General features: G+C 71.5%; 18 protein-coding genes and 1 pseudogene. 8 read left to right on the top strand and 11 right to left on the bottom strand.

Translation table 11 applies throughout. The features are described 5' to 3' along the window. Positions 1-9 precede the first annotated feature (9 nt). The 3 genes from ACZ7MG_RS05265 to ACZ7MG_RS05275 are packed head-to-tail and all read left to right on the top strand — an operon-like array spanning position 10 to position 2,602. Positions 10-219: an MbtH family protein gene (locus ACZ7MG_RS05265; protein WP_471394197.1), complete on the top strand. Its 210-nt coding sequence runs from the start codon at positions 10-12 to the stop codon at positions 217-219. 46 nt (positions 220-265) lie between these two features. Continuing rightward, positions 266-1,285 (top strand): TauD/TfdA family dioxygenase, encoded by a 1,020-nt coding sequence (locus ACZ7MG_RS05270; RefSeq protein ID WP_471394194.1) that lies wholly within the window; start codon positions 266-268, stop codon positions 1,283-1,285. A 48-nt stretch (positions 1,286-1,333) separates the two neighbouring features. Then, complete coding sequence (locus tag ACZ7MG_RS05275; protein ID WP_471394191.1) at positions 1,334-2,602, top strand: diaminobutyrate--2-oxoglutarate transaminase; 1,269 nt, start codon at positions 1,334-1,336, stop codon at positions 2,600-2,602. 66 nt (positions 2,603-2,668) lie between these two features. On the opposite strand, the gene ACZ7MG_RS05280 is transcribed toward ACZ7MG_RS05275, so the two are convergent. The 6 genes from ACZ7MG_RS05280 to ACZ7MG_RS05305 all read right to left on the bottom strand — a co-directional run bounded on the left by ACZ7MG_RS05280 (position 2,669) and on the right by ACZ7MG_RS05305 (position 8,055). Further along, on the bottom strand, positions 2,669-3,661 hold the full coding sequence (locus tag ACZ7MG_RS05280) for an aldo/keto reductase (protein ID WP_471394188.1): 993 nt from the start codon (positions 3,659-3,661) through the stop codon (positions 2,669-2,671). A 9-nt stretch (positions 3,662-3,670) separates the two neighbouring features. After that, positions 3,671-4,888: a cytochrome P450 gene (locus tag ACZ7MG_RS05285; RefSeq protein WP_471394185.1), complete on the bottom strand. Its 1,218-nt coding sequence runs from the start codon at positions 4,886-4,888 to the stop codon at positions 3,671-3,673. 112 nt (positions 4,889-5,000) lie between these two features. Next, positions 5,001-5,444 (bottom strand): cytidine deaminase family protein, encoded by a 444-nt coding sequence (locus tag ACZ7MG_RS05290; RefSeq protein WP_471394182.1) that lies wholly within the window; start codon positions 5,442-5,444, stop codon positions 5,001-5,003. 94 nt (positions 5,445-5,538) lie between these two features. Further along, a complete protein-coding gene (locus ACZ7MG_RS05295) occupies positions 5,539-6,162 on the bottom strand; it encodes a calcium-binding protein (protein ID WP_471394179.1) in 624 nt (207 codons plus the stop codon). Positions 6,163-6,289: 127 nt separating this feature from the next. Continuing rightward, positions 6,290-6,976, bottom strand: coding sequence for a hypothetical protein (locus ACZ7MG_RS05300; RefSeq protein WP_471394176.1), 687 nt, complete (start codon positions 6,974-6,976; stop codon positions 6,290-6,292). A gap of 188 nt (positions 6,977-7,164) precedes the next feature. Beyond that, on the bottom strand, positions 7,165-8,055 hold the full coding sequence (locus ACZ7MG_RS05305) for a calcium-binding protein (RefSeq protein WP_471394173.1): 891 nt from the start codon (positions 8,053-8,055) through the stop codon (positions 7,165-7,167). A 220-nt stretch (positions 8,056-8,275) separates the two neighbouring features. Here ACZ7MG_RS05305 and ACZ7MG_RS05310 point away from each other — a divergent pair, with 220 nt between their 5' ends. The 3 genes from ACZ7MG_RS05310 to ACZ7MG_RS05320 all read left to right on the top strand — a co-directional run bounded on the left by ACZ7MG_RS05310 (position 8,276) and on the right by ACZ7MG_RS05320 (position 14,454). Further along, positions 8,276-9,262: a hypothetical protein gene (locus ACZ7MG_RS05310; RefSeq protein ID WP_471394170.1), complete on the top strand. Its 987-nt coding sequence runs from the start codon at positions 8,276-8,278 to the stop codon at positions 9,260-9,262. A 231-nt stretch (positions 9,263-9,493) separates the two neighbouring features. Next, complete coding sequence (locus tag ACZ7MG_RS05315) at positions 9,494-11,395, top strand: HSP90 family protein (RefSeq protein WP_471394167.1); 1,902 nt, start codon at positions 9,494-9,496, stop codon at positions 11,393-11,395. Positions 11,396-11,397: 2 nt separating this feature from the next. Beyond that, entirely contained in the window at positions 11,398-14,454 is a 3,057-nt protein-coding gene (locus tag ACZ7MG_RS05320) for a hypothetical protein (protein ID WP_471394165.1), read from the top strand. Positions 14,455-14,602: 148 nt separating this feature from the next. On the opposite strand, the gene ACZ7MG_RS05325 is transcribed toward ACZ7MG_RS05320, so the two are convergent. Further along, a complete protein-coding gene (locus ACZ7MG_RS05325; protein WP_471394310.1) occupies positions 14,603-15,361 on the bottom strand; it encodes a phosphotransferase enzyme family protein in 759 nt (252 codons plus the stop codon). Between the two features lie 208 nt (positions 15,362-15,569). On the opposite strand from ACZ7MG_RS05325, the gene ACZ7MG_RS05330 reads away from it, so the two are divergent. Together ACZ7MG_RS05330 and ACZ7MG_RS05335 are read left to right on the top strand one after the other, a co-directional pair. After that, positions 15,570-16,292 (top strand): dienelactone hydrolase family protein, encoded by a 723-nt coding sequence (locus ACZ7MG_RS05330; RefSeq protein ID WP_471394162.1) that lies wholly within the window; start codon positions 15,570-15,572, stop codon positions 16,290-16,292. 195 nt (positions 16,293-16,487) lie between these two features. Further along, positions 16,488-16,814, top strand: coding sequence for a hypothetical protein (locus ACZ7MG_RS05335; protein WP_471394315.1), 327 nt, complete (start codon positions 16,488-16,490; stop codon positions 16,812-16,814). A 39-nt stretch (positions 16,815-16,853) separates the two neighbouring features. On the opposite strand, the pseudogene ACZ7MG_RS05340 reads toward ACZ7MG_RS05335, so the two are convergent. The 4 genes and pseudogenes from ACZ7MG_RS05340 to ACZ7MG_RS05355 all read right to left on the bottom strand — a co-directional run. Beyond that, positions 16,854-18,276, bottom strand: a pseudogene (locus ACZ7MG_RS05340) (NF041680 family putative transposase); the annotation flags it as partial. A gap of 163 nt (positions 18,277-18,439) precedes the next feature. Next, positions 18,440-19,036: a hypothetical protein gene (locus ACZ7MG_RS05345; protein ID WP_471394159.1), complete on the bottom strand. Its 597-nt coding sequence runs from the start codon at positions 19,034-19,036 to the stop codon at positions 18,440-18,442. A gap of 88 nt (positions 19,037-19,124) precedes the next feature. Beyond that, entirely contained in the window at positions 19,125-19,289 is a 165-nt protein-coding gene (locus ACZ7MG_RS05350) for a hypothetical protein (protein ID WP_471394156.1), read from the bottom strand. A 473-nt stretch (positions 19,290-19,762) separates the two neighbouring features. Continuing rightward, entirely contained in the window at positions 19,763-21,835 is a 2,073-nt protein-coding gene (locus ACZ7MG_RS05355; RefSeq protein ID WP_471394153.1) for an SMI1/KNR4 family protein, read from the bottom strand. Between the last annotated feature and the right edge of the window lie 113 nt (positions 21,836-21,948).

Genomic DNA, 21,948 nt, shown 5'->3' on the forward strand with positions numbered 1-21,948 from the left:
CGACCTGTCATGACCAACCCCTTCGAGAACCCCGACGGCACCTACCGGGTCCTGGCCAACGACGAGGGCCAGCACTCCCTGTGGCCCGACTTCACCGACGTACCCGCCGGCTGGACAGTCGTCTTCGGCCCGGACAACCGCACCGCCTGCCTGGAGTACGTCGAACGCGAGTGGACCGACCTGCGTCCCCAGAGCCTCGTCGACGCCATGGGCGCCTGACCGACCCCCGAAGCCACGCGACGTACGGAACGGAAGTGAACACGACGTGATCAGCGTCGAATCGACGACGGCCCCCGCGGACCCGGCGCGGACCGCCCGCCCCGCGGACGGCGACGGGACGGTGCGCCTCGGCGCCACATCCCTGGCCGCACTGGCCCAGGTGACGAGCGGTCTGCTGGACCGGGCGGGCGACCGGGTCGACGACCCGGCCTGGGTGGACCGCGCCCGCCACGCCTGGGAGGACGCCCCGGCCGAAGTACGGCGCCCGGTACGGGAGTTCCGCAGGAACTCCGGCCCGGACGGCGCCCTCGTCCTGCGGCGGCTGCCCATCGGCGCCGCCGACCTGCCCCCGACCCCCATGGTGAAGGGCTCCGTGCAGCACAGCCCCTCGCTCCCGGCGGCGACGCTGCTGCTGTTCGCGGCGGGGCTCGGCGACCCGGCCGCGTTCGCCGCGGAGAAGTCCGGAGCCCTGGTCCAGGACGTGGTGCCGGTGCCCGGTCAGGAGAAGGTCCAGGGCAATGTCGGCTCCGTCGAACTCACCTTCCACACCGAGAACGCCTTCCACCCGCACCGCCCCGACTACGTCATGCTGCTGTGTCTGCGGTCCGACCACGAGGGCGTCGCCGAACTGCGCACCAGCTGCGTACGCCGGGTCCTGCCGCTGCTGACACCCGGCACCCGGGCGGCGCTCGGCCGCCCCGAGTTCATCACCGAGGCCCCGCCGTCCTTCGGACCGGCAGGCGGCGGCACCGCGCACGCCGTCCTCACCGGGGACCCGGAGGACCCCGACTGGTGCTTCGACGAGGCCGCCACCCGGGGCGCCACCCCCGAGGCCCGAGCGGCCCTCGCCGAACTGTCCGAGGTGGCGCACCGGACGTACACCCCGGTACGCCTGCGCCCCGGTGACCTCGCCGTCGTCGACAACCGGGTCACCCTGCACGGCCGTTCGGCGTTTACGCCGCGCTACGACGGCCGTGACCGCTGGCTGCAGCGGACGTTCGCGTTCAGCGACCTCCGCCGCTCCCGCGACCACCGCCCGGGTGACGGAACGGTCCTCGTCAAGTGACCCCGTCCGCACCCGGGTTACGAGAATCTATGAAAGGTACGTGCTGACATGACCGAGACCGACCGGACACCCCTCACGGTGTTCGAACGGCACGAGTCGAACGTACGCAGCTACTGCCGCGACTTCCCGGTGGTGTTCGAGCGCGCCGCCGGACACCACCTGTGGGACACCTCGGGCCGCCGCTATGTCGACCTGCTGTGCGGGGCCGGCTCGCTCAACTACGGCCACAATCCGCCGGAGATCGTCGAGCGGGTGACGGCCTACCTCACGGCGGGCGGCCCGGTGCAGTCGCTGGACCTGCACACCACGGCCAAGGCCGACTTCCTGGAGCGGTTCACCGGTCTCGTCCTTCAGCCGCGCGGCCTCGGCGACCACGTCGTGCAGTTCCCCGGACCGGCCGGCACGCTCGCCGTCGAGGCCGCCCTGAAGCTGGCCCGCAGGGTCACCGGGCGCACCGAGGTGATCGCCTTCACCGGCGGCTTCCACGGCGCGTCCCTCGGCGCCCTCGCCGCCACGACCTCCCCGCTGCTGCGCGGCGCGGCGGGCGTACCCCTGACCGACGTCACGATCCTCCCGTACGGCGACGCGGCCGAGCCCGATCCGTTCGTCGCCCTGGAACACGCCCTCGGCCCGGACGCGGCGACGCCCCCGCCCGCCGCGGTCCTGCTGGAGACCGTCCAGGGCGAGGGCGGACTCCACGCGGCGCCCCGCGTGTGGCTGGCCCGGATCCGTGAACTCGCCGACGCCACCGGCACGTTGGTGATCGTGGACGACATCCAGGCGGGCTGCGGACGCACCGGTACCTTCTTCAGCTTCGAGGACGCCCCCGAACTCCGTCCCGACCTGGTCTGCCTGTCGAAGTCGCTCAGCGGCATGGGGCTGCCGATGGCGGCCCTGCTGATCCGGCGCGAGATCGACCGTTGGGCACCCGGCGAGCACAACGGCACCTTCCGCGGCCACAACCTCGCCTTCGTGGCGGGCTCGGCGGCCCTGGACCACTGGGCCGACCCGCGCTTCACCGACCACACCGCCGAACTGGCCGCCGCGATCCGCACCAGCCTCGCGGGCATCACCGACGCCCTCCCCGCGGGCGCCGCCGAAGTCGTCGGCAAGGGAGCGATGAGCGGACTGCGATTCCCCGCCCCCGGGACGGCCGAGCGGACACGGGAGGCGTTGTTCCGCGCCGGCGTCGTCGCCGAGACCTCGGGGTCGGGTCATGTACTGAAGCTGCTGCCACCCCTGACGATGTCCCTCACCGAGTGGAAGGAAGTGGCGGACACCGTGGGCGACGCCGTCCAGACGGCCGCTGCGGCGTAGTCGCCCGACACCCCGGGGACGGCCGGGCCTCGCGGCCCCGGCCGTCCCCGTCCCCGGCTGTGACCGCTACCAGGCGAAGGCCTCCGGAGACGGTCCCGGCCCCGGGAAGATCTCGTCCAGCCCGGCCAGCACCTCCTCGCTCAGCTCCAACTCGACGGCGCGCAGGGCGGATTCGAGCTGCTCCGCCGTGCGCGGACCGACGATCGGGCCGGTCACACCGGGACGGGTGAGCAGCCAGGCCAGAGCGGCCTCACCGGGCTCCAGACCGTGCTTGTCGAGCAGGTCCTCGTAGGCCTGGATCTTCGCGCGTACGTCAGGGCCGGACATGGTGCCCGCGGCCAGCCCCTCGCCGCGCCGGCCGCCCTGGATCTCCTTCTTCAGCACGCCGCCGAGCGCACCGCCGTGCAGCGGTGACCACGGGATGACGCCGAGGCCGTACTCCTGCGCGGCCGGGATGACCTCCATCTCGGCACGGCGCTCGTAGAGGTTGTAGAGGCACTGCTCGCTGACGAGGCCGATGGTGCCGCCGCGCCGGGCGGCGGTCTCGTTCGCCTGGGCGATCTTGTAGCCCGGGAAGTTGGAGGACCCGGCGTAGAGGATCTTGCCCTGCTGGACCAGTACGTCGACGGCCTGCCAGATCTCGTCGAACGGGGTGGCCCGGTCGATGTGGTGGAACTGGTAGACGTCGATGTAGTCCGTCCGCAGCCGCTTGAGGCTGGCGTCCACGGCGCGCCGGATGTTGAGGGCGGACAGCTTGTCGTGGTTGGGCCACGCCTCGTCGTCGGCGCCCATGTTGCCGTACAGCTTGGTGCCGAGGACGACCTTGTCGCGGCGCTCGCCGCCCTGGGCGAACCAGTTGCCGATGATGCTCTCGGTACGGCCCTTGTTCTCGCCCCAGCCGTACACGTTCGCCGTGTCGAAGAAGTTGATGCCCGCGTCCAGCGCCGAGTCCATGATCGCGTGGCTGTCGGCCTCGTCGGTCTGCGGGCCGAAGTTCATGGTGCCGAGGACGAGTCGGCTGACCTTGAGACCAGTGCGTCCCAGTTGCGTGTACTTCATGGACGCACGCTAGTCCAGTGGAGTGCGCTCTAGGCAAGCGCGCGAATCCGCGACCGGTGGGCTGTCCCACCGCACATGCAGGGTGGTGGGCTTGCGGAAGACCAGGCCGGACGGGGCCGAGGGGTGGTCCGGGTCCAGACGCAGGGCCGGGAGCCGTTCCAGCAGGTGCCGCAGGGCGATGCGAGTTTCGAGGCGGGCCAGGTGTGCGGCGAGGCAGTAGTGCGGGCCGTGCGCGAACGCCAGCTGCAGGCGTGCGTTCGCGCGGCGGACGTCGAACACGTCGGGGTCGGGGAAGACGTCCGGATCGCGGTTTGCCCCCGTCAGAGAGACGGTGACGAGGTCGCCCCGGCGGATCGTGGCCGGACCGAGGACGGTGTCCCGGGTCGCGTAGCGGTCCACCACCGCGGCGCCCGGTTCGAGACGCAACGACTCCTCGACCGCGCCGTCCAGCAGACCGAAGTCGGCTCGTACGAGGGCGAGTTGGTCGGGGTGTCGCAGCAGATGCAGCAGCGCGTTGGTGATCATCGCCTCGGTGGTCTCGATGCCCCCGAACATCAGCACCGCGGCGTTGGACGCCACCTCGGGCACGGTCAGGCGCCCGGCGGCCGAGCCGAGGAGCGAGGCGGTGTGCGGGTCGGCGACGGTGGCTTCCACGGCGGCGCGCAGCCGCGCGTAGGCCGCGGCGCCCGCCGGTGCCGCCTCCTGGCCGGCGGTGATGTCCGAGACCGACCGCACGATGGTGTCGTACCAGTCGAGCACGGTGTCCGAGGTGGTGCCGACCAGCCCCAGCGCCTCGGTGACGACCGCGACCGTGAGGGGCCCGGCGAAGGCCCGCCGCAGCTCGGCGGCGCCCGCCGCCACGAGCGGTGTGAGGAGCCGGGCGGTCTCCCGCTCGATGAACTCGGCGAAACCGTCGTGCACGGCCCGGGGGCGGAACGGGGCGGTGAACGGCTCGCGGTGCCGGGCGTGCCGTTCGCCGTCGAGGGACAGCATGCTGGGGCCGACGACCTGCGCGGTGGAGAACCGGGGGTCGTCCACGGTGAAGGTCTCGGCGTCCCGCATCACGTCCAGGGCGAGATCCCGGCGGGTCACCAGCCAGCCGCCCAGCTCGGGGAGCCAGGACACCGGCTCCCGCGCCCGCAGCAGCGCCAGGCGCGGATGCGGATCCCCGGCGAGTTCGGCGAGCGTGGTCGCGGCACCGAGCGGGCACGAGTCGACGACGCTCATGAGGCGCCCTGGCCTGGAAGGAAGGAACCGATCACCCTGCCGAGGCTAACAAGCCCGCCTCCGGGGCGCGGAGGCCGGCGGAACCACGCCGAGGCGGGGCCGGCCGGCGGTGTCAGCTCCTGTCCTGTGGCGTGACCGGCTCGGCGGGGAGCTGGTGGTCGGCCCACACATAGCTTGCGGGCAGCAGATCGGTGATGGAGACGGTGCGGACGTCGTCGCCGTCGCCGTCTGCCACGATGACCCGGAGCGCCGGGAAGTAGTCGAGCAGGACCTGACGGCAACGGCCGCACGGGGGCACGACACCGCGGTCGCGGTCACCCACGGCGACGACGGTCACCAGCTCGTGGGCGCCCTGGGCGGCGGCCGCACCGATCAGAACCAGTTCGGCGCAGGGGCCTCCGGTGAAGTGGTACGCGTTCACCGCGGTGACGATCCGCCCGTCCCGGGCCCGGCCCGCCGCCGCCATGGTGTGCTCGTCGCCGCGGCAGCGTGTACGGGCCACCAGTGCCGCCGCCTCGATCAGTTCCTGGTCGACGGGGTCCGTCCGGGGGGTCATCCTGTCTCCGCCTTCCTCGGGTGTCAGCCGACGGTGACCCATCCGGACGTCGTCGCGCAAACGGATATCGGGCCCGACGGTTGGGGATCAGGGATCAGCTCTCGCAGCTGTCCTTCAGGTCACCGTTGTCCCCCGTGCAGGTGTCGGTGCCGGCGTCCCCGTAGGAGCGGTCGTTCCCTGCCGCGAAGTCACCGGCGTCGATACGGTCGTTGCCGTTCCTGCCGAACATGGTGTCGTCGCCGGCTCCGCCGGTGATGTTATCGATCCCGGCTCCGCCGAAGACGGTGTCGTGACCGGCCTGGCCGTTCAGGAAGGTCCTGGAGGTGGCGGTGTAGTCAAGGGTGATGATGTCGTTGCCAGTGCCGCCGGAGATGTCGGCGGGCATATTGCCCGTCACGAGGACGATGTCCCCGAGGTCGCCCATGTCGAGCGTGAGGGTCCGGCCGTCGAACGGACAGTCGACGGTGTCACGGTCGATCTGGGTGCACCCGGATCCCGCGGTGACCGCGTCGCCGCCGTCGCTGATGACGACCCTGTTGTTCGACCGGGTGACGGAAAGGTCGTTCGCCTTCCCGGCGACGGCGTTGACGTAGATACGAACCGTGTCCACCCGCACACCCGTCGCGGCATGTGCCTGCCCGGCCGACAGCACCGTCGCCGCACCCAGCGCCACGCTCATCGCACCGGCCTGTACCGCTCTGCGTATCGAGGTCTTCAACGCTCCTCCTGTTTCTCCCCGTTGACCACTGGCTGGTCTCGCCGTGATCCATCCTGGGCGCGGAGCGGGTGGCGGCACATGGGGGGAGAACCCCCAAGTACCGCCGGTGGAACGGGTGTTGGGACGCTCAGGGGGTGAAGACCTGGTCGAGGCGGTCGATGGCGCCGTCGCCGCCGAGGTGGTAGGTGAAGACCAGACCGGAGTTCGGATGGGCCTCCAGCCAGTCGAGGAACTCCTGGACGCCGATGGGCTGGTTCTCCGTGCTCTCCACGATGGGCGTGGTGACGGTGGTGTCCGCCGCCTGATCGAGCGGGATGAACGTCTCCTTGCCGACCGTCTCGAACGGCGCCCCGTCCGAGTCGGGGGTGCCGCATCCCCAGTTGCCGTGCCTGACGATCAGACTCAGAAACCCCCCCTCCGGCGTGTACCGGTACACGGCGATCTCGTCGGGGGAGATCGGCATCTTGTGGTCGCAGTCGTCCCCACCGCCGCCGGTACCGCCCGAGACGGCCCCCTCGGCGGCCGGTGACTTGGAGGCGGCCGGATCGTCGGCGGGGGTTTCGGTGCCGCCGCTCGCGTCCGCCGAGGCCTTCGCGTCGGCCTGGGCCCCCGCCCCGTCGCCGGTGTCGCTCACAGCCGTTGCCGTTGCCGTCGCGGTCGGCTTCGAGCCGTCGTCGGCACCGCCCGTACCGCCGCCACCCGCGCCACCCGCGCAGCCCGCCAGCGCCAGCGCTCCCGCCGCGCACAGGCCCAGCGCGACTGCCCGGGCGGCGCCCGGTCTGCGGCGGATCGTTCTCGGCGTCAGGTTCATCATCCGTCCCCCACTTGGTTCTTCGCGGTCTCCCGAGCCCCGTCGGCTCGGGAGGAAGGGACGAGTTTCAGCCGTCGGCAGTTGCGCGTCCTGGCTGGATTGTGCTCATCGGGGCGCGTTCGTTCAACCGGGACCGGGACCGGGGCCGGACCGCGCAGCGCGGTCCGGCCCCGGTGCGCGAGGTCGCGAGGTCACGCCTCGCAGGCGCTCTTCGTGTCGTTCGTGTCGGCCGTGCAGGTGTCGGTGTTGGCGCCCCCGTTGAGGGAGTCGTTGCCGAACACACCGTCCACGGCGTCCAGGGTGTCGTTGCCCGCCCCACCGCTGTGGCTGTCACTGCCGGCGCCGCCGACGAGGGTGTCGTTGCCGTTCCCGCCCACCAGGAGGTCGTTGCCCCCGAAGCCCGACAGGATGTCGCCCGCAGCGCTTCCGGTGAGCGTGTCGCCGAACTGGCTGCCGTAGACGAACTCGACATCGGTCAGGACGTTGTCCCCCTCGCCGCCGGTGCCGTCGTCGGCGGCGTTGTCGATGTCGACGACCACGCCGGAGCCGCTGTCCAGGTAGTTGACGAGGTCGGCGGTGCCGCCCCCGCCGCTGAGCCGGTCGGCGCCCGGGCCGCCGACGAGCATGTCGAAGGTGACGCCGCCGTTCAACGTGTCGTTGCCCGTACCGCCGTTGAGGATGTTGCTGCCCGGGCTGGGGCCACCGTTGATGACGTCGTTGCCGGACTCGCCCTTCAGCTCACCGCGCACATTGCCGGTCTTGGTGATGATGTCGTTGCCGTCACCGGCGTTGACCACGACCGTGTCGGTGCCGAGGTTCACCGGGCAGGCCACCGAACCGTTGACCTGGAGCGTGCAGCCGATCCCCGCGGAGAGGGTGTCGGAGGTGTCCCGGATGAAGACGGTGCTCCCGGACAAGCTGACGGTGATGTTGTTCGCGCGCCCCGCCGCCGCGTTCACGACCAGATGGGTCCCGCTCTTGGACACACCGGTGGCCGCGCTCGCGGACCCTCCGGTCAGGGTCACCGCGGAACCCGCCAGCGCGGCGACCACCATGACCCGGAGTAACGCGTTTCTGCCCATGGGCTCCCTCTCGCTCACCTGATGCGGCCTGGCCCGCGCACGCCCAGTGCGCCGAGCCGGTCCCAAGGTGCCAGGCCCGCCCGGGCGGTACATGGGGGAACGGCCCCCATGTACCGGCCATGCGGTTGCGGCGGGCCGGTGAAAACCCTGTGGAAGTGCTGTCGGTGGTGCCGTCTATGCTGCACCGGAAGATCACGCGGGACCACGGGGAGGACTCGGCATGCTCGGCAAGCTGTTCGGCAGGGGTACGGAGAGACCGGCGGCGGATCCGTACGCCCTGCCCGTGCCCCGCAGACAGAAGAGCGGCATGTACACGCTGCGCGCGCTCGGGGACGCCCGGGTGCTCGCGCTGGTGGAGGCCGCCGACGCCGGCGACTGGGAGGCCGTGAAGGCGGCCCTGGCCCCCTTCGACCTCGGCCGGGACCATCGGATCCTCGGTGAGCTGGACGACCTGGACGGCCTGCAGGACTGGATCGGCAGGGCCGTCGAGGAGGACAAGGAGCACCGGGCGACCGCCCTGCTGATATCCGGGACGCGCCACGTCAGCTGGGGCTGGGAGGCCCGCACCGCCGCCCGTGCCGTGAACGTCTCGCAGGAACAGTGGCGGGTCTTCCACGAGCGGCTCCGCATCGCCGAGGAACAGCTGCTGGAGGCCGCCGAGCTGCGGCCGGACTGGGTCACCCCGTGGCGCCGCCTCCTCACCTCCGGCCGCGGCATGTCGCTCGGCACCGCTGTCAACGAGGCCCGCCGCGACGCCGCCCTGCGCCGCGACCCGCTGGACCTGGAGACCCACCTGGAGTGGGTGTCGCAGCTCCAGCCCCGCTGGGGCGGTGAGCCGGGGCAGGCCCTGGCCTTCGCCCAGGACGCGTTCTCCCGGGCCCCGCAGGGACACCGCCTGGGCTGTGTCATCGCCATGGCGTACATCGAGGAATGGGTCGAGTCGGACCGCGGGGACTACCTCGAAACCGCCGAGATCCAGGCACAGTTGCGGGAAGCGGCCGACCACAGCGTCCTGCACCCCGCCTATGTGCGGCACCCCGGGTGGCAGCAGGACTTCAACATGTTCGCCATGGCCCTGGCACTGGCCGGCGAGCGCCACACGGTCCGGCGCGTGTTCCAGGCACTGGACGGCGCCTACACCACCTGGCCCTGGACCTACTTCGCGGACCCCGAGAAGGAGTTCGCCCGCCATCACCGCCGGGCCTGAGCACACACCGGGCCTGCGCCCGGACCGCGCCCGCGCCCACACCGGGCCCGAGCCGGCCCCGGGTCCGTCCCGCTCGTTCGCCCCGGCCGTACCCGGGCGCACACCGCTCCCGCCCGGCCGCCACCGGCGTACGCGAACATCCGCCGGCCCCGGCCCCGGCGCCGCCCGCCACGTACCGGCACCGCCCGGCCTCATCCGTCGCCCTTCCCTCTTCCCACCCCGGACTGCCCCATGACTCTGCCCGACACCGCCGTCGACCCCGCCGCAGCCGCCGACCGCACCTTCCAGGTGGATCTGCGCGGCCTCGTCGACCTCCTCTCCCACCATCTGTACTCCAGCCCCCGGGTCTACCTGCGCGAACTGATGCAGAACGCGGTCGACGCGCTCACCGCCCGGCACACCCTCGAACCGGCCACCGGCGCGGGCGGCGACGCCTTCGGTATCCGTCTGTACGCCGACGGTTCGGTGGTCCGCGTCGAGGACGACGGCGTCGGTCTCACCGAGGCCGATGTGCACACCTTCCTCGCCACGATCGGCCGCAGCAGCAAGCGTGCCGACCGCATCGAGGAGCAACGGGCCGACTTCATCGGCCAGTTCGGCATCGGTCTGCTCTCCTGCTTCCTGGTCGCCGACGAGATCCACGTCCTCAGCCGCTCCGCCCGCACCCCCGACGCGCCCGCCGTGGAGTGGCGGGGACGCGGCGACGGCAGCTACACCGTCCGCACCCTGCCCGCCTCCGCCCGCCCCCGGCCCGGCACCACCGTCACCCTGACACCGCGCGCCGACGCGGGGGAGTGGACCCGCCCGGCCCAGGTGCACGCCCTGGCCCGGCACTTCGGCTCCCTGCTCCGCCACCCGGTGACCTTCGACGACGGCACGGGCGGTACCGGCGGTACCGGCGGCCCGGTGGGTGCGGACGGTCCGGGCGGCCGGGGCGCGTCCGTCAACCCCGAGCCCGCCCCCTGGTCGCGTACGTACCCCACGCCGGGCGCCCGCTCCCGCGCCCTGGCCGCGTACGGCGCCGACGTCTTCGGCTTCACGCCGCTGGACACCATCGAGCTGGACCTCCCGGCCGTGGGCCTCAAGGGCATCGCCTGCGTGCTGCCCGAGACCGTGCCGGCCGGGCGCCGCCACGGCCACCGCGTACACGTCAAGGGCATGCTGCTGTCCGAGCAGGCCGAGGAGATCCTGCCCGAGTGGGCGTTCTTCGTCCGCTGCGTCGTCGACGCCGAGAGCCTGCGTCCGACCGCGTCCCGCGAGTCCCTGTACGAGGACGACACCCTCGCCGCCGTCCGCGACGCCCTCGCCGAGCGGCTGCGCGACTGGATCGCCCGTGCCGCCGCCAGCGACCCGGATCTGCTCGCCCGCTTCCTCCACGCCCATCACCTGGCCGTGAAGTCGCTCGCGGTGCACGACGACGAGATCCTGCGGATGCTGCTGCCCTGGCTGCCGTTCGAGACCACCGACGGGCACACCACCCTCGACGAGTTCGCCCGCACCCACCGCACCGTGCTCGTGACCTCCAGCGTGGAGGAGTTCCGGCAGGTCGCGGCCATCGCCTCGGCCGCCGGACTCGGCGTCGTCAACGGCGGCTACACCTACGACCGCGACCTGGTCCACCGGCTGCCCGAGATCCGGCCCGAGGTCTCCGTCGCCGACCTCGACCCGGCGACCCTCACCGCCCACCTCGACCCCGTCGACCGCGAGACGGAACTCGCCGCCGCGGCCTACCTCGCCCAGGCCCGCGACGCCCTCGCCGTCTTCGACTGCGATGTCGCGCTGCGCACCTTCCAGCCCGCGTCCGCACCCGCCCTCCTCGTCGACAGCCGCGAGGCCCGGCACGAGCGCACCCGCTCCCAGCTCGCCCGCGAGCAGGAGGGCGGCCTGTGGGGCGACATCCTCGGCGCCCTGCGCCAGGAGGCCCCACGCGCGCAGCTGATCCTCAACCAGCTGAACCCGCTGGTCCGCACCGCCGTCACCATCGGCGAACCCGAACTGGCCCGCACCAGCGCCGAAGCCCTCTACGGGCAGGCCGCGATGCTGTCCCGGCGCCCGCTGAGGCCCGCCGAGTCCAGCCTCATCAACCGCTCCTTCCTCGACCTGCTCGCCCACGCCCTCCGCAAGGACAGCTGACGATGCCGACCGCACCCGCACCCCACCCCCAGACCACGGACGAGCTGTTCCAGGCGCTCCAGGCGAACCACGAGCGCCCCTACGGCCGCCCCCGCACCGTCACCGCCGAGGAACTCGTCGACGCCGCCGAGCAGTTCGAGGACCCACTCGCCCTGGTCCGCGCGCTCCTCGAACTCCAGGAGGCGTACACGTACGGCTCCGAGCCCCGGAAGTCGCCCGTCGTCTTCGCCCGGCTGCTCAACCTCTTCGACGAGCAGCCCGACGTCTTCGACGAGCGCCTGCGCCACCTGCTGTTCTGGCGGTTCAAGTGGGTCGCCAACGCCCTGCGCCAGCTGCCCGAGGTGCCGCTCGTCAGCCTGCGCCAGTGGCTGACCGAGATGCGCGACCGGTACGAGAAGGCCGGCCTCGGCCTCCAGCCCTACTACGGGCAGGCCTACCAACTCGCCGCCCACGTCGGCGAGGACACCACCCTCGCGTACGAGCTGTGGGCGAGCCGTACCCGCGTCCGGCTCAGCGACTGCGAGGCCTGCGAGACCTGCGAACGCGCCCTCCACCACCTCGCGGCGGGCGACGACGCACGCGCGCTGCGCACCTGGGAACCCGTGCTGGCCGGGAAGGAGTCCTGCCAGGAGGAGCCGGCCCGCTCCGTCTCCTACGCGCTGCTGCCCCTGCTGCGCACCGGCCGTGCCGACGAGGCCCGTGAGCTGCACCTCGCCGGTTACCGCGGCTGCCGCCGCACCGTCTCCATGGCCCAGGAGGTCGGCCGCCACCTGGAGTTCTGCGCGCTCACCGGCAACGAGGCCCGCGGCCTGGAACTGCTCGCCGAGAACCGCAGCCTGTTCGACGAGGTCGACTCGCCGCTGGGTCTGCTCAGCTTCCTCACCGGCGTGGAGGTCCTCCTCCAGCGCGTCGAACTCCTCGGCCAGGGCGACCTGCCCGCCGCCGGGTACGCGGGCCGCACCTGGACGGTGTCCGGCCTGCGCGCCGAGGTGAAGAGCCGCGCCGACGACCTCGCCGCCCGCTTCGACGCCCGCAACGGCACCACCGCCCACACCGACCGCCGCCGCACCCGCCTCGACCGCGCCCCGCTCCTGGACGCGCTCGAACTGACCCTGCGCACCCGCAGCCTCGACGACGTCGCCGCGGCGGCACCCCGCGCCGTACCCACCGCCCGTACGACCGCCGCCGTCCCCGAAGCGCTGCCCGAACTCATCGTCCGCGCAAGGGCGTTGGAGGAACAGGGTCACCCCGACGCGCAGGCCTGCTGGACCCGGCTGCGCACGCTCGTCGCCGACCGCGACTACAGCCACCCCGACGACCCGGCCGTGGGACCGCTCGTACAGTTGCGTGCCGACCTGCTGGAGGACGAGGCGAGCCGGGCGGCCCAGAAGGACGAGTTCGCCGACGCCGCCGACCTCTACGAGGACGCCGCGGCCCTGTACGACGACGCCGCCCTCCCCGAACACGCGACACTCGCCCGCGCCTGCGCCGTGCTCGCCACCGCCCAGATCCCGGCCGAGACCCCGGCGGAGGACGCTGATGGGGCTGGGAGGAAGGACGCCGACGGCGGCGGGACGAAGGACGCCGACGGCAGTGAGGTGAAGGGCGTCGACGGCAGCGAGGCGGAGGACGCCGACGGCAGCGTGGCGAAGGGTGCCGCGCTGACCGCCGCCTACGCCTCCGTCGTGCGCCTGCACGAGGCGACGCCCGGCCTCACCCCCTCCCAGGAGGCCCGTCTCCTGCGCCTTCGGGGCAACGCCCTCGGCCTGCGCCTGCAGACGACGGGGAGCGAGGAGCACGTCGCGCCCGTCTTCGCCGAGGCGGACGCGCTGCACACCTTCGCCGCCCGGCACGACCTCGCCGGACAGATCTCCGGCGCGCTGCTGCTGCGGGTCACCACCCACGCCATCTCCGGCGACCTGCCCGCCGCCGTCACCGAGATCGATGCCCTCCTCGACCGGCTGAAGGCACACGGCCCCGCCTGGCACCTGCCCCGTACGCTGGGCCTGCGCGGGCGGCTCCACTTCGGCCTCCGGGACGCGAAGACCGCCCACGCCGACCTGACCGAGGCCCTGCGGCTGGCCGCCGACTGGCCGGCCGAAGCGGTCGACACCGGCCGCCTGTACGGCGATCTGGCCCAGGCCTGTCTGCACCTGGGCCGCCCCGAGGAGGCCCTGCGGCATCTGACGCGCTCCGCGGAACTGGAGCTGCGCCACGGCGGCCGGACGGACGCGTTCTGCGCCTACAGCAACGCCGCTCAGCTCAGCCTCGACCTGGGCCGGGTCGAGGACTGCATCGCCCTGCTCGACTCCCTGCTGGCCGAACCGGACGTCGTGGCGGGGGAGTTGGACGACCGGCTCGTCGCCCAGCTGCGGCTGACCCGCGCCCGCGCGCTGCAGGAGGGCGAGGACATCAAGGCCGCCACGGCGGAGTTCGTCGCCCTCGCCGCCGAGTCGGCCGGCTGGGACGACGACGCCGGCAGCCACGCCATGATCGCCGGGGAGACGGCCGTACTCCTCGCCGAGTCCGGCGAGTTCGGCCGGGCCCGCGAGGTCGCCGACCAGGCACTCGCCGCCCACGCCCGGGCCCCGCGCTACGAGCACCTCAGCAACTGCCTGCGCGAGATCGCCCGGCTCCAGGCCCAGAAGCAGGGCCCCGACGGCCTGACCGACGCCCTTGTTCTTCTCGCCGACGCGGGCCGGATCGCCGACGAGGCCCGCGCCGCCGCGTACGAGGCCCACGGCCGCTCCCTGGACAGCGCCCTGGCCTACGAACACGGCCGGGTCAACGCCTACGCCGGTGAGTACGAGGCCGCCCTGAGCGCCCTGGAGCAGGCCCTCGCCCTGCTCGGCGAGCCGGGACGCGACGACGACCACGCCGGGGAGTGGGCCGAATGCGTCCGCCTCGCCGGCGCCGTCGAGGGCATCTACCTGGAACGCCCCACCCCCGCCCTCACCCGCCTGGACCACGCGATCACCCACCTGACCACCCTCGGCCACACCACCGAGCAAACCGAACCCCTGGCGTCCCTGGCGTCCCAACTACGCGACGAGAAGTGACCCACCGGGCACCTGCCTCGCGCAGGTGCCCGGCCGTCATGCACCGCTCAGCGAACGAAGGCCGCCTCAGCGTCCGGTGGATGCCCGAGTGAGCGATCCAGTTCGAGACACCGTTCGACATGGGGAGCGAGGAGCTGGCGGAAGTGCCTCAGCCGGCGAGCAGGGTGTGCACCCACTGGTCTTCGCGCTGTTCGATGTATTCGGCGTCGTTTCGCCAGGCGTCGCCATGGCCTGCGGCCCACAGAGTTGCCCAGGGCTGGACACCCCGGGCGGCCTGTTCGCGCAGGAAGTCGTGCATGGAACGCGTACGGCGCCCCAGCAGTGGGACCAGCCGACGGCGTTCGGCTTCATCGAGGCCGTAGGCGTCGGCGAAGACTCGCAGTCGGTCTGCCGCGTCGCCGTGTTGCCAGTCAGGATGAGCGGACAACGGGATGAAACCGTGCATGGCATACGCGACGTCCCACAGGCGGGAACCGGGGCCGGCGGTGTCCCAGTCGATGAAGGCCCACTGGGACTCGTCTGCGACCACGAGGTTCCATGGGGCCAGATCGTGATGGGCGATGATGTCGCCGTCCTCGGCGGGGATCAGCACCTGCCAGTGCGCGTCGGCTGGTGGCGTGAAGTCCTGCACCGCATCGTGGAAGTCCCGGATCAGTCGTGCCACACGAGCCAGTTGCCGAGCGGGTTCCAGCAGAGAGAACCGGTCGGGCCAGACCGCGTGTCCCGGCACAAAGGTCAGGATCTCGCGCCCCTGGTCGTCAATACCCAAAGGGCGAGGCGCCGCACGGAATCCCACCTCGTTCAGGTGGGTGAGCAAGGCGTGCACTGCGGGAGTCCAGGGTCCGGCCGGACGACGGACAGTATCTCCGACTCGAACGACACCCTCGCTGACGTTACCGCCGGACAACGGCTGTTCTTCATCATGATGCACCGAACCAGTATGTTTGAGCAGGCCGCCGTGATCACACAGTTAAAGGGGACCACCAAGGAGGTGTAGAGGTCACTGGGACCAGCGGCGTCCGGTGCGCCCGCCCTTCGGGGTGGCCGGCGGTTGCCTTCTGCCAGCGGCAGAACACCGGCCCGACCGGGCTCGACGATCACTACAGTCCAGGCTCATGACGACAGTTACAACGCGCACGATCGAATACGCGGCCGACGGCCTGACGATGATCGGGCACCTCGCGCTCCCGGCCGGTGCCGACCGCCGGCCCGCGGTCCTGGTCGGGCCCGAGGGGGTGGGGCTCAGCGACGTCGAGCGCCGCCGGGCCGATGCGCTCGCCGAGTTGGGATACGTGGGGCTGGCCTTCGACCTCCACGGCGGGCGCTATTTGGGCGACCCCGAGGAGATGCTGGCTCGTTGCATGCCGCTGCTCGCCGACCCCGACCGGATGCGAGGCATCGGCCACGCGGCGCTCGACGTGCTCCGCGCCGAGCCACGGACCGACCCGGACCGGATCGCCGCCGTCGGCTACGGCACCGGGGGCGCGATCGCGCTGGAACTCGGGCGCGACGGCGTCGACCTGCGCGCGATCGCGACAGTCAACGGACTGACCACGGGCCGACCAGGCGAGACGGCGCGCATTCACTGCCCTGTGTGGGCCGGGGTCGGGTCGGAAGACCCGATCATGCCGCCCGCGCAACGGGACGCATTCACCGCGGAGTTGCAGGCCGCGGGCGTCGACTGGCGCCTCGTGGTCTACGGCGGCGCCTTGCACGCCTTCCACCACCCACCGGTCGACCACACCGTGCTTCCCGGGGTCGGCTATCACCCTCAGCACGCGCAGCGAGCTTGGCGGGACATCGTCGACCTGCTCGCCGAGTGCCTGCCCATAACGTAGTGATCTGGTCGGCAACCACGATCCCGGACCGCACACCAAGCCGGTCGACAGGGGCTTTTCGGCATCCCGCGAGCGTGCGTGCCCGACGCCGCTACCCAGATGGGGGTTTGTTCACAGACCCTTACCTTGTCGTTTAACGTGGGCACTGCCGCTTGGGTCGAGCCGGTGGGCTGGGGGGCCTGACATGCTTCGGGCATGGAGTCCCCCAGGAGCCCCAAGAAGAACCCGTTGCGCCTGGCTGATGTCTGCCCTGATCTTGTAGGCGAGATAAGTGCCCTGCTGCGGGACTCACATCCGGGAGACCCGATCGCGGACTCGATCTCGAGCCTTCCCTTTCACGGGATCTGCCGCAACTACGTGCTGACCGCTCCAGAAGGGACACCATCGCCGTGGGTCATCGTGCTGGAGCGTGAACAGGAGACGGTGTTCCTGTTGGGTGTTGATCCGTCTCGGTCTGTAGTCACGTGGGTTGATGTGGTGGACGGGCGAGATCCGTCTGCTGCATTGACGGGTCAGGCTTGACTGACGCGTCTGGGCTTCGTTCCCTTTTGGTGGTGTTGGACGGCTGTAGGCCTCACCGGTGGGGAGGATCCGGCCCACATCATGACGGGATGCCGGGCAGCGGTACTTCGAGTCGGGTGGCCGGCCGGGACCGGGCGTAGACGGTTTCGGTGCACCAGCCGGAGAGCCGGTCTTCGCGTGCAGGTTCCTGAACCCCCGGCGGACGCGCGCTGGTGCCAGCTTGTTCGGCTCGGTCGGCTTCGCCCAGGGCCGCCGCAAGTCGGTGGCCAGCGGGCGGGCCAGTCGGAGCTGGGCATAGGCCGCGATCACCAGCCATGTCCACCGGTCGGCGGCTTCCGAGCTGCGAAGCCGAGGCTTGGTCCACCCGAGCGTCTGCTTGAACAGGCGAAACGTGTGCTCGATGTCGAAGCGGCGGAGGAAGGACTGCCATCAGCGGTCGACGTCCGTCTCGGTGGCGCCGGTGCCCGACCACCACAGCCAGACGGGCTTGTTCACCCCGCCGCTGGGCAGCTTCTCCACGACCAGGCGGACGACGGTGCCTTCGATGATCGGCAGCGGACCGTCGTGGTCAAGCCATGCAGCCCGGCGGGTGAGCCGCGGGTGCAGCCGGTCCCAGGCCTGGGCGGTCGCCTTCCCGCAGAGGCGGGTGTCCGTGACCGTCACGGCCTGCTCGACACCCCAGGTTGCGGGCTCTTCGAAGACGAACTCGCCGCCGTGCTTGGGCGGTCGGCCGCCCTTGAGGTTGGCCAGATAAAACTCTTCACGGGATGGCATCGGACGCCGCATCACGCGATCGGACCAGATCCGGCAGAGGATCTCGACGGGCAGCCCGACCAGCAGGTGGGCGCTGCGCGGCGCGTCGTATCCGGCGTCCAGTACGACCAGGAGCTCCGGGTCACCCGGCCGCCATTGGCCGGCGGCGACGAGACGCTCGACGACCTCGCGGATCTGCACCGCGGTCACAGCGGCGACGTCCGCGCCGGGCTCCAGGCGGACCGCGTCCAGCACCGCAGTCCAGGACGTGTGCCCCGTCTCCAGCGCGGCCACCACCGAGTTAAGCCCAGCCAGGCACCATCTGGTGCTTGCCCTCGCCTCGGCGGAACGTGTGGCAAAAGGCCCGGTCAGCACACGTGCTGGCGTCCGGCCGAAGCCACGGCGAGACATCCTCCGCCAACACCAGCCGACCATCCGCAGCCCTCGGCAACGGCATCCCAGCCAGGGCTCGACGCAGCCGGGCGACATCGATCCGACCCCGGTTGAGCCCGCCGTACAGAGCTCCGTGCCCACGGCGGTGTTCGGGCGCGAGCGCGAGATCGACCAGTGTCCGCACCGGACCATCCGTGCACAGCAGGGCGCCACATAACTCGAACAAGGCGTCGCCCCGCGCGGTCAGACACGCGTACAGTTCCGACCGGAAGTGCGACACTTCCGCGAACGCATCCCGCAGGACATCCTGATACAACCAAACTCACGACCACGGTCTTCGCGCTGATCCACTCTGTGACGGAGCACAGGATCAGACGGTGGCCACCTTCACGTCCGCTGAACTGCGAAAACGCTGATCAAGTTCGAGCCGCGTTCGACGCCGGACCTTGAACGACAAGCGTACTCGTCGCTTCTTGTGGCTACGGTGCGGAGTGGGCAGCTTCAGGGAAGCCCAGTTCGTCCAGCAGCGCGTCGAACAACTCCTCCACGAAGGTCTCTCGAGCGCGCAGCAGTTCCTCGATCCGCGGCTGCTGCGCCGTGGCCTGGACACTGGCTGCTGAAGCCCACATGAGAGCGCCTTCGGCGTCCGTCGGCACCTGCGCGTCGAGCTCCGCACGCTTATGTCCGATGGCCTCTTCGAACTCCGGGGTAGCAATCCACAGGCTCACGTCGTCCACGTCCTCGGGTTCCTCAACGAGGAGAGCCGCGGCGTTGTCCAGGTTGAGCCATGTCTGCCAGCGACGCCCGTTGGTGTCCAGGCCGGTCACGAGGGCGACGCTGCTGTCGGAAACATCGGCGACGCAGGCCGGCGCACCGGACCATTCGACCAAGGTGGCCAGGTACTCGTCTTCCCAAACGCCTTGCTCCAACTGCAGGGTCTGCCAGCCGCCCGGTCGCGGCTCCCACTCATGCACGTCGTCCCTCAGTTCGGGACCGATGCTGCCGAAGCCGAACAGGGGAGCTTCCAGCAGTGAGCGCTCGCTGCGCGCAAAGACCAGATGACCGGAAAAGCCCATGGAACCTCCTCGTTGGATACCAGCGCACCCTACGAGCCGTCACTGACACCACCGACGCCGGCCGACTGTCGCTCCGGCCGACTGACTCTCACCGAATCAGTCGGCGGTAGCCGATGAGGGATGCGGCGAAGAGGTATTCAGGGAAGCGGTGGCGGACCTCGGGATAGCTCGCGGCCGGAATCTCGATCTCGATCTCTCCATGAGCCCGTGTCCGCGTGCCGCGGAAGAAGTCCAGCGCCCAGCCTGCGGCCACGTATTAGGGCGTGCTGATTCCGGCCAACCACTGCGCGACCTCACTCGGGGTCCAGCATGATGACCACCTGGCAGGGAGGGCTTCGATCTCGTTGGGTGACAACTCGACGCCGCCGCTTCGTAGTTTCCCGCCCACCGAAGGAATCTGGCAGTGGGCTCGAAAGGTCTCTGGCTGTAGTCGATGAAGGCGATGAACGAGTCCTGGAGTTGTACGCCGCCGGCGATCACAGCCAGTCAACCAGCGGGCTGGGTTCCTCGGGGAACCGGCGACAGTTGAATATGCGAGCCACCGGTCCCCCCCCCGCCTCAGCCCATATGACGTTCCACCCCACCGATTACTCCGGGCGGTCTCGGATGCTGTGGTGCTCCGGCGTGAGTGGTGTGGAGCTGGTCGTCGAAGCCCTGTTGCGGTACGCCGAGGATCTCGCCTCGGTCGCGGCTCGGGTGACATCCACCGGGATCTGGTTCACCGCATCACCCGACCCGGATCACCGTGAACGTCTCGCCGTCCCTCGGCGGGCGTGTCCAGGAGCGGGTGGTGAAGGTGTGCAGGCGTCCGCGCACGATCGCGTGGCGCGGCAGGCGGGCACCGAACTCCGCGGCCACCGCTTCCAGCAGCGACCGTTCCGTCGTGTCCGACAGGGCGCCGAAGAAGCGGGCCGGGGCCAGTGCCGGCGGCATCTCCCCGCTCGACCGGACCTGTCCGTCGGCGTAGGTGAACGCGTACTGCTCGACGCCGTCCCGTGCGACCGACAGGTGGAAGACCGGATCCCGGTGCTCCGCCCGCAGCCCGCTCCAGACCACCACCGCACGTGTGCCCGCGCTGGCGCCGGCGGCCGGGGAGACGAACCGCTCCGGACTGAACGAGGAAGGTTCACCGTCGAAGGCGAAGCTCCAGCCCGCGCCGGCCCGGCCGACCGCCACGAGGGCCCGGTCGTCGTAGGACGAGAACTCCCGCTTGTTCTCCAGCGACTTGCGGCGCGCCTCCCAGAGGGTCAAGGGCTCACTCAGCACGACCCCGGCCCCAGCACCAGCCGAAGCCTCGACCCCAGGACCCGGACCGGCCTCAGCCCCAGCCGAAGCCCCAGCCCCAGCCGAAGCCCCAGCCCCAGCCCCAGCCCCAGCCGAAGCCCCGGGACCGGCCCCAGCCCCGGCCCCTCCCATGTCGCCGTCACCACCCCCGCCTCCCTCCCCGAGACGTCCCGGCAGTTCCGCTGGCGCCACCCCCTCCACCAGCACGAACCGGTAGGACGTGCGGTTGTTGCCCGGGTCCGGTTCCGCGAGCCACGCCAGGCCGTCCAGGCCGTCCGGGTCGTGCCGTACGGGCGGCGGCGGTGCCTCGCCCGAGTGCCCGCCCCTGGGCGTGGCCAGCAGTTCGCGGCCCCGCTCCGCAGTCAGCAGCGGTCCGAGCAGGGGGTCGGCCACCCACCCGAGCGGCGCCAGGAGGTCCGGTCCCGGCGGCTCCCACAGGGGCAGGGCGTCGATCAGCGTCCGCCACGCCCCGTCGGAGTCTCCCCAGCGGGCCGACTCCCGTGCCCGGCCGACCGCTTCACCGAACGGTCCCGCCGCCGTGTACCGGTACGCGCCGCTCCGCACCTCGTCGAGCGTCGCGTACGCCCGTGCCACCAGGTCCCGGTCGGCGCCCCGCAGGTGGTACGTCAGTGTGGAGTCGTCCCGGTACGAGTGCGCCGCGTGCTCGGCGACCAGCGGTGGCAGCAGCTCGGCAGCGTACGTCGGGTCCGTCGCCAACCCGTCGAAGTACACCATCGAGGTCTGGCCGAGCAGAAGGTGTATCTGGTCGCTGAGCCCGGCGGCCCTCGGTCTGCCGTACGCCTTGGCCTCGTCCAGCGCCAGCGCGGCCCCCTCCCAGTCGCCGCGCAGCGCCGCCAGGCGGCCCGACTCCGTCAGGGCGTCCAGCTCGCGCGTGGTGTCGTTGACGAACTCCGGTTCCCCGTCCCTCCTGCGCGCTCCGAGGTTGTGGAACTCCCGGTGCATGTCCCGCATGAACGCACGGAAGCTCGCGTGCCGTTCGGGTGGTGCGGCCCGCCAGCTCGCCCAGGTGTACACGGCCCACTCGCCGTCCTCGTCCACGTCCTCGGGATCCATGAGGACATGGGTCATGTCGGACTCGACGTCGAGCTGCAGCCCGCGGTGCCAGATGTCCACCTCCAGCCGCTCCTCGGGCCCGGCGTCCTCGTCGAGGTGCTCCTCGTACATGTCCGCCAAACCTGACGCGTTGTCGTGCCAGCGCGCGTCCCGGGTCCCCGCCAGCAGCCACACGAACCCGCCCGCGTGCCGCCAGCCGTCGCTGACCTTCAGGAACTCCCGGTACGACGGGGGCATCCGTCGGCCGAGACGCTCCTCCATGGCCACGATCCGCTCCTCCGGGGCGGGCGCGAACCCCAGCCACCGCGCCCGTCGCGCGGCCTCGTCGTCCTCGCTCGGCGTCTCGTCCTCCGGCAGGGCATCCGCCCACTCCCCGCTCCACCTGAGCAGGAAGGACCGCCAGTCGAACGCCGTGGTCTCCGTTGCCGTGGTCTGCGTCATGGGCCCGATACTGCCAGCCGCCACTGACAGCGCCCGCCGCCCTGTGGACGGCCGCTGTGGACGGCTCCTCTGAACGGCTCCTGCGGACGGCCAGGAGTGACCCGTCCCCTCAC

It is taken from the genome of Streptomyces sp. NPDC107538, assembly GCF_055657445.1.

Coding starts and splice junctions, on each gene's coding strand:
- ACZ7MG_RS05315 (WP_471394167.1), top strand. CDS start 9,494: ATGACTCTGCCCGACACCGCCGTCGACCCCGCCGCAGCCGCCGACCGC.
- ACZ7MG_RS05290 (WP_471394182.1), bottom strand. CDS start 5,444: ATGACCCCCCGGACGGACCCCGTCGACCAGGAACTGATCGAGGCGGCG.
- ACZ7MG_RS05320 (WP_471394165.1), top strand. CDS start 11,398: ATGCCGACCGCACCCGCACCCCACCCCCAGACCACGGACGAGCTGTTC.
- ACZ7MG_RS05280 (WP_471394188.1), bottom strand. CDS start 3,661: ATGAAGTACACGCAACTGGGACGCACTGGTCTCAAGGTCAGCCGACTC.
- ACZ7MG_RS05345 (WP_471394159.1), bottom strand. CDS start 19,036: ATGGGCTTTTCCGGTCATCTGGTCTTTGCGCGCAGCGAGCGCTCACTG.
- ACZ7MG_RS05355 (WP_471394153.1), bottom strand. CDS start 21,835: ATGACGCAGACCACGGCAACGGAGACCACGGCGTTCGACTGGCGGTCC.
- ACZ7MG_RS05335 (WP_471394315.1), top strand. CDS start 16,488: ATGGAGTCCCCCAGGAGCCCCAAGAAGAACCCGTTGCGCCTGGCTGAT.
- ACZ7MG_RS05305 (WP_471394173.1), bottom strand. CDS start 8,055: ATGGGCAGAAACGCGTTACTCCGGGTCATGGTGGTCGCCGCGCTGGCG.
- ACZ7MG_RS05285 (WP_471394185.1), bottom strand. CDS start 4,888: ATGAGCGTCGTCGACTCGTGCCCGCTCGGTGCCGCGACCACGCTCGCC.
- ACZ7MG_RS05310 (WP_471394170.1), top strand. CDS start 8,276: ATGCTCGGCAAGCTGTTCGGCAGGGGTACGGAGAGACCGGCGGCGGAT.
- ACZ7MG_RS05330 (WP_471394162.1), top strand. CDS start 15,570: ATGACGACAGTTACAACGCGCACGATCGAATACGCGGCCGACGGCCTG.
- ACZ7MG_RS05300 (WP_471394176.1), bottom strand. CDS start 6,976: ATGATGAACCTGACGCCGAGAACGATCCGCCGCAGACCGGGCGCCGCC.
- ACZ7MG_RS05265 (WP_471394197.1), top strand. CDS start 10: ATGACCAACCCCTTCGAGAACCCCGACGGCACCTACCGGGTCCTGGCC.
- ACZ7MG_RS05275 (WP_471394191.1), top strand. CDS start 1,334: ATGACCGAGACCGACCGGACACCCCTCACGGTGTTCGAACGGCACGAG.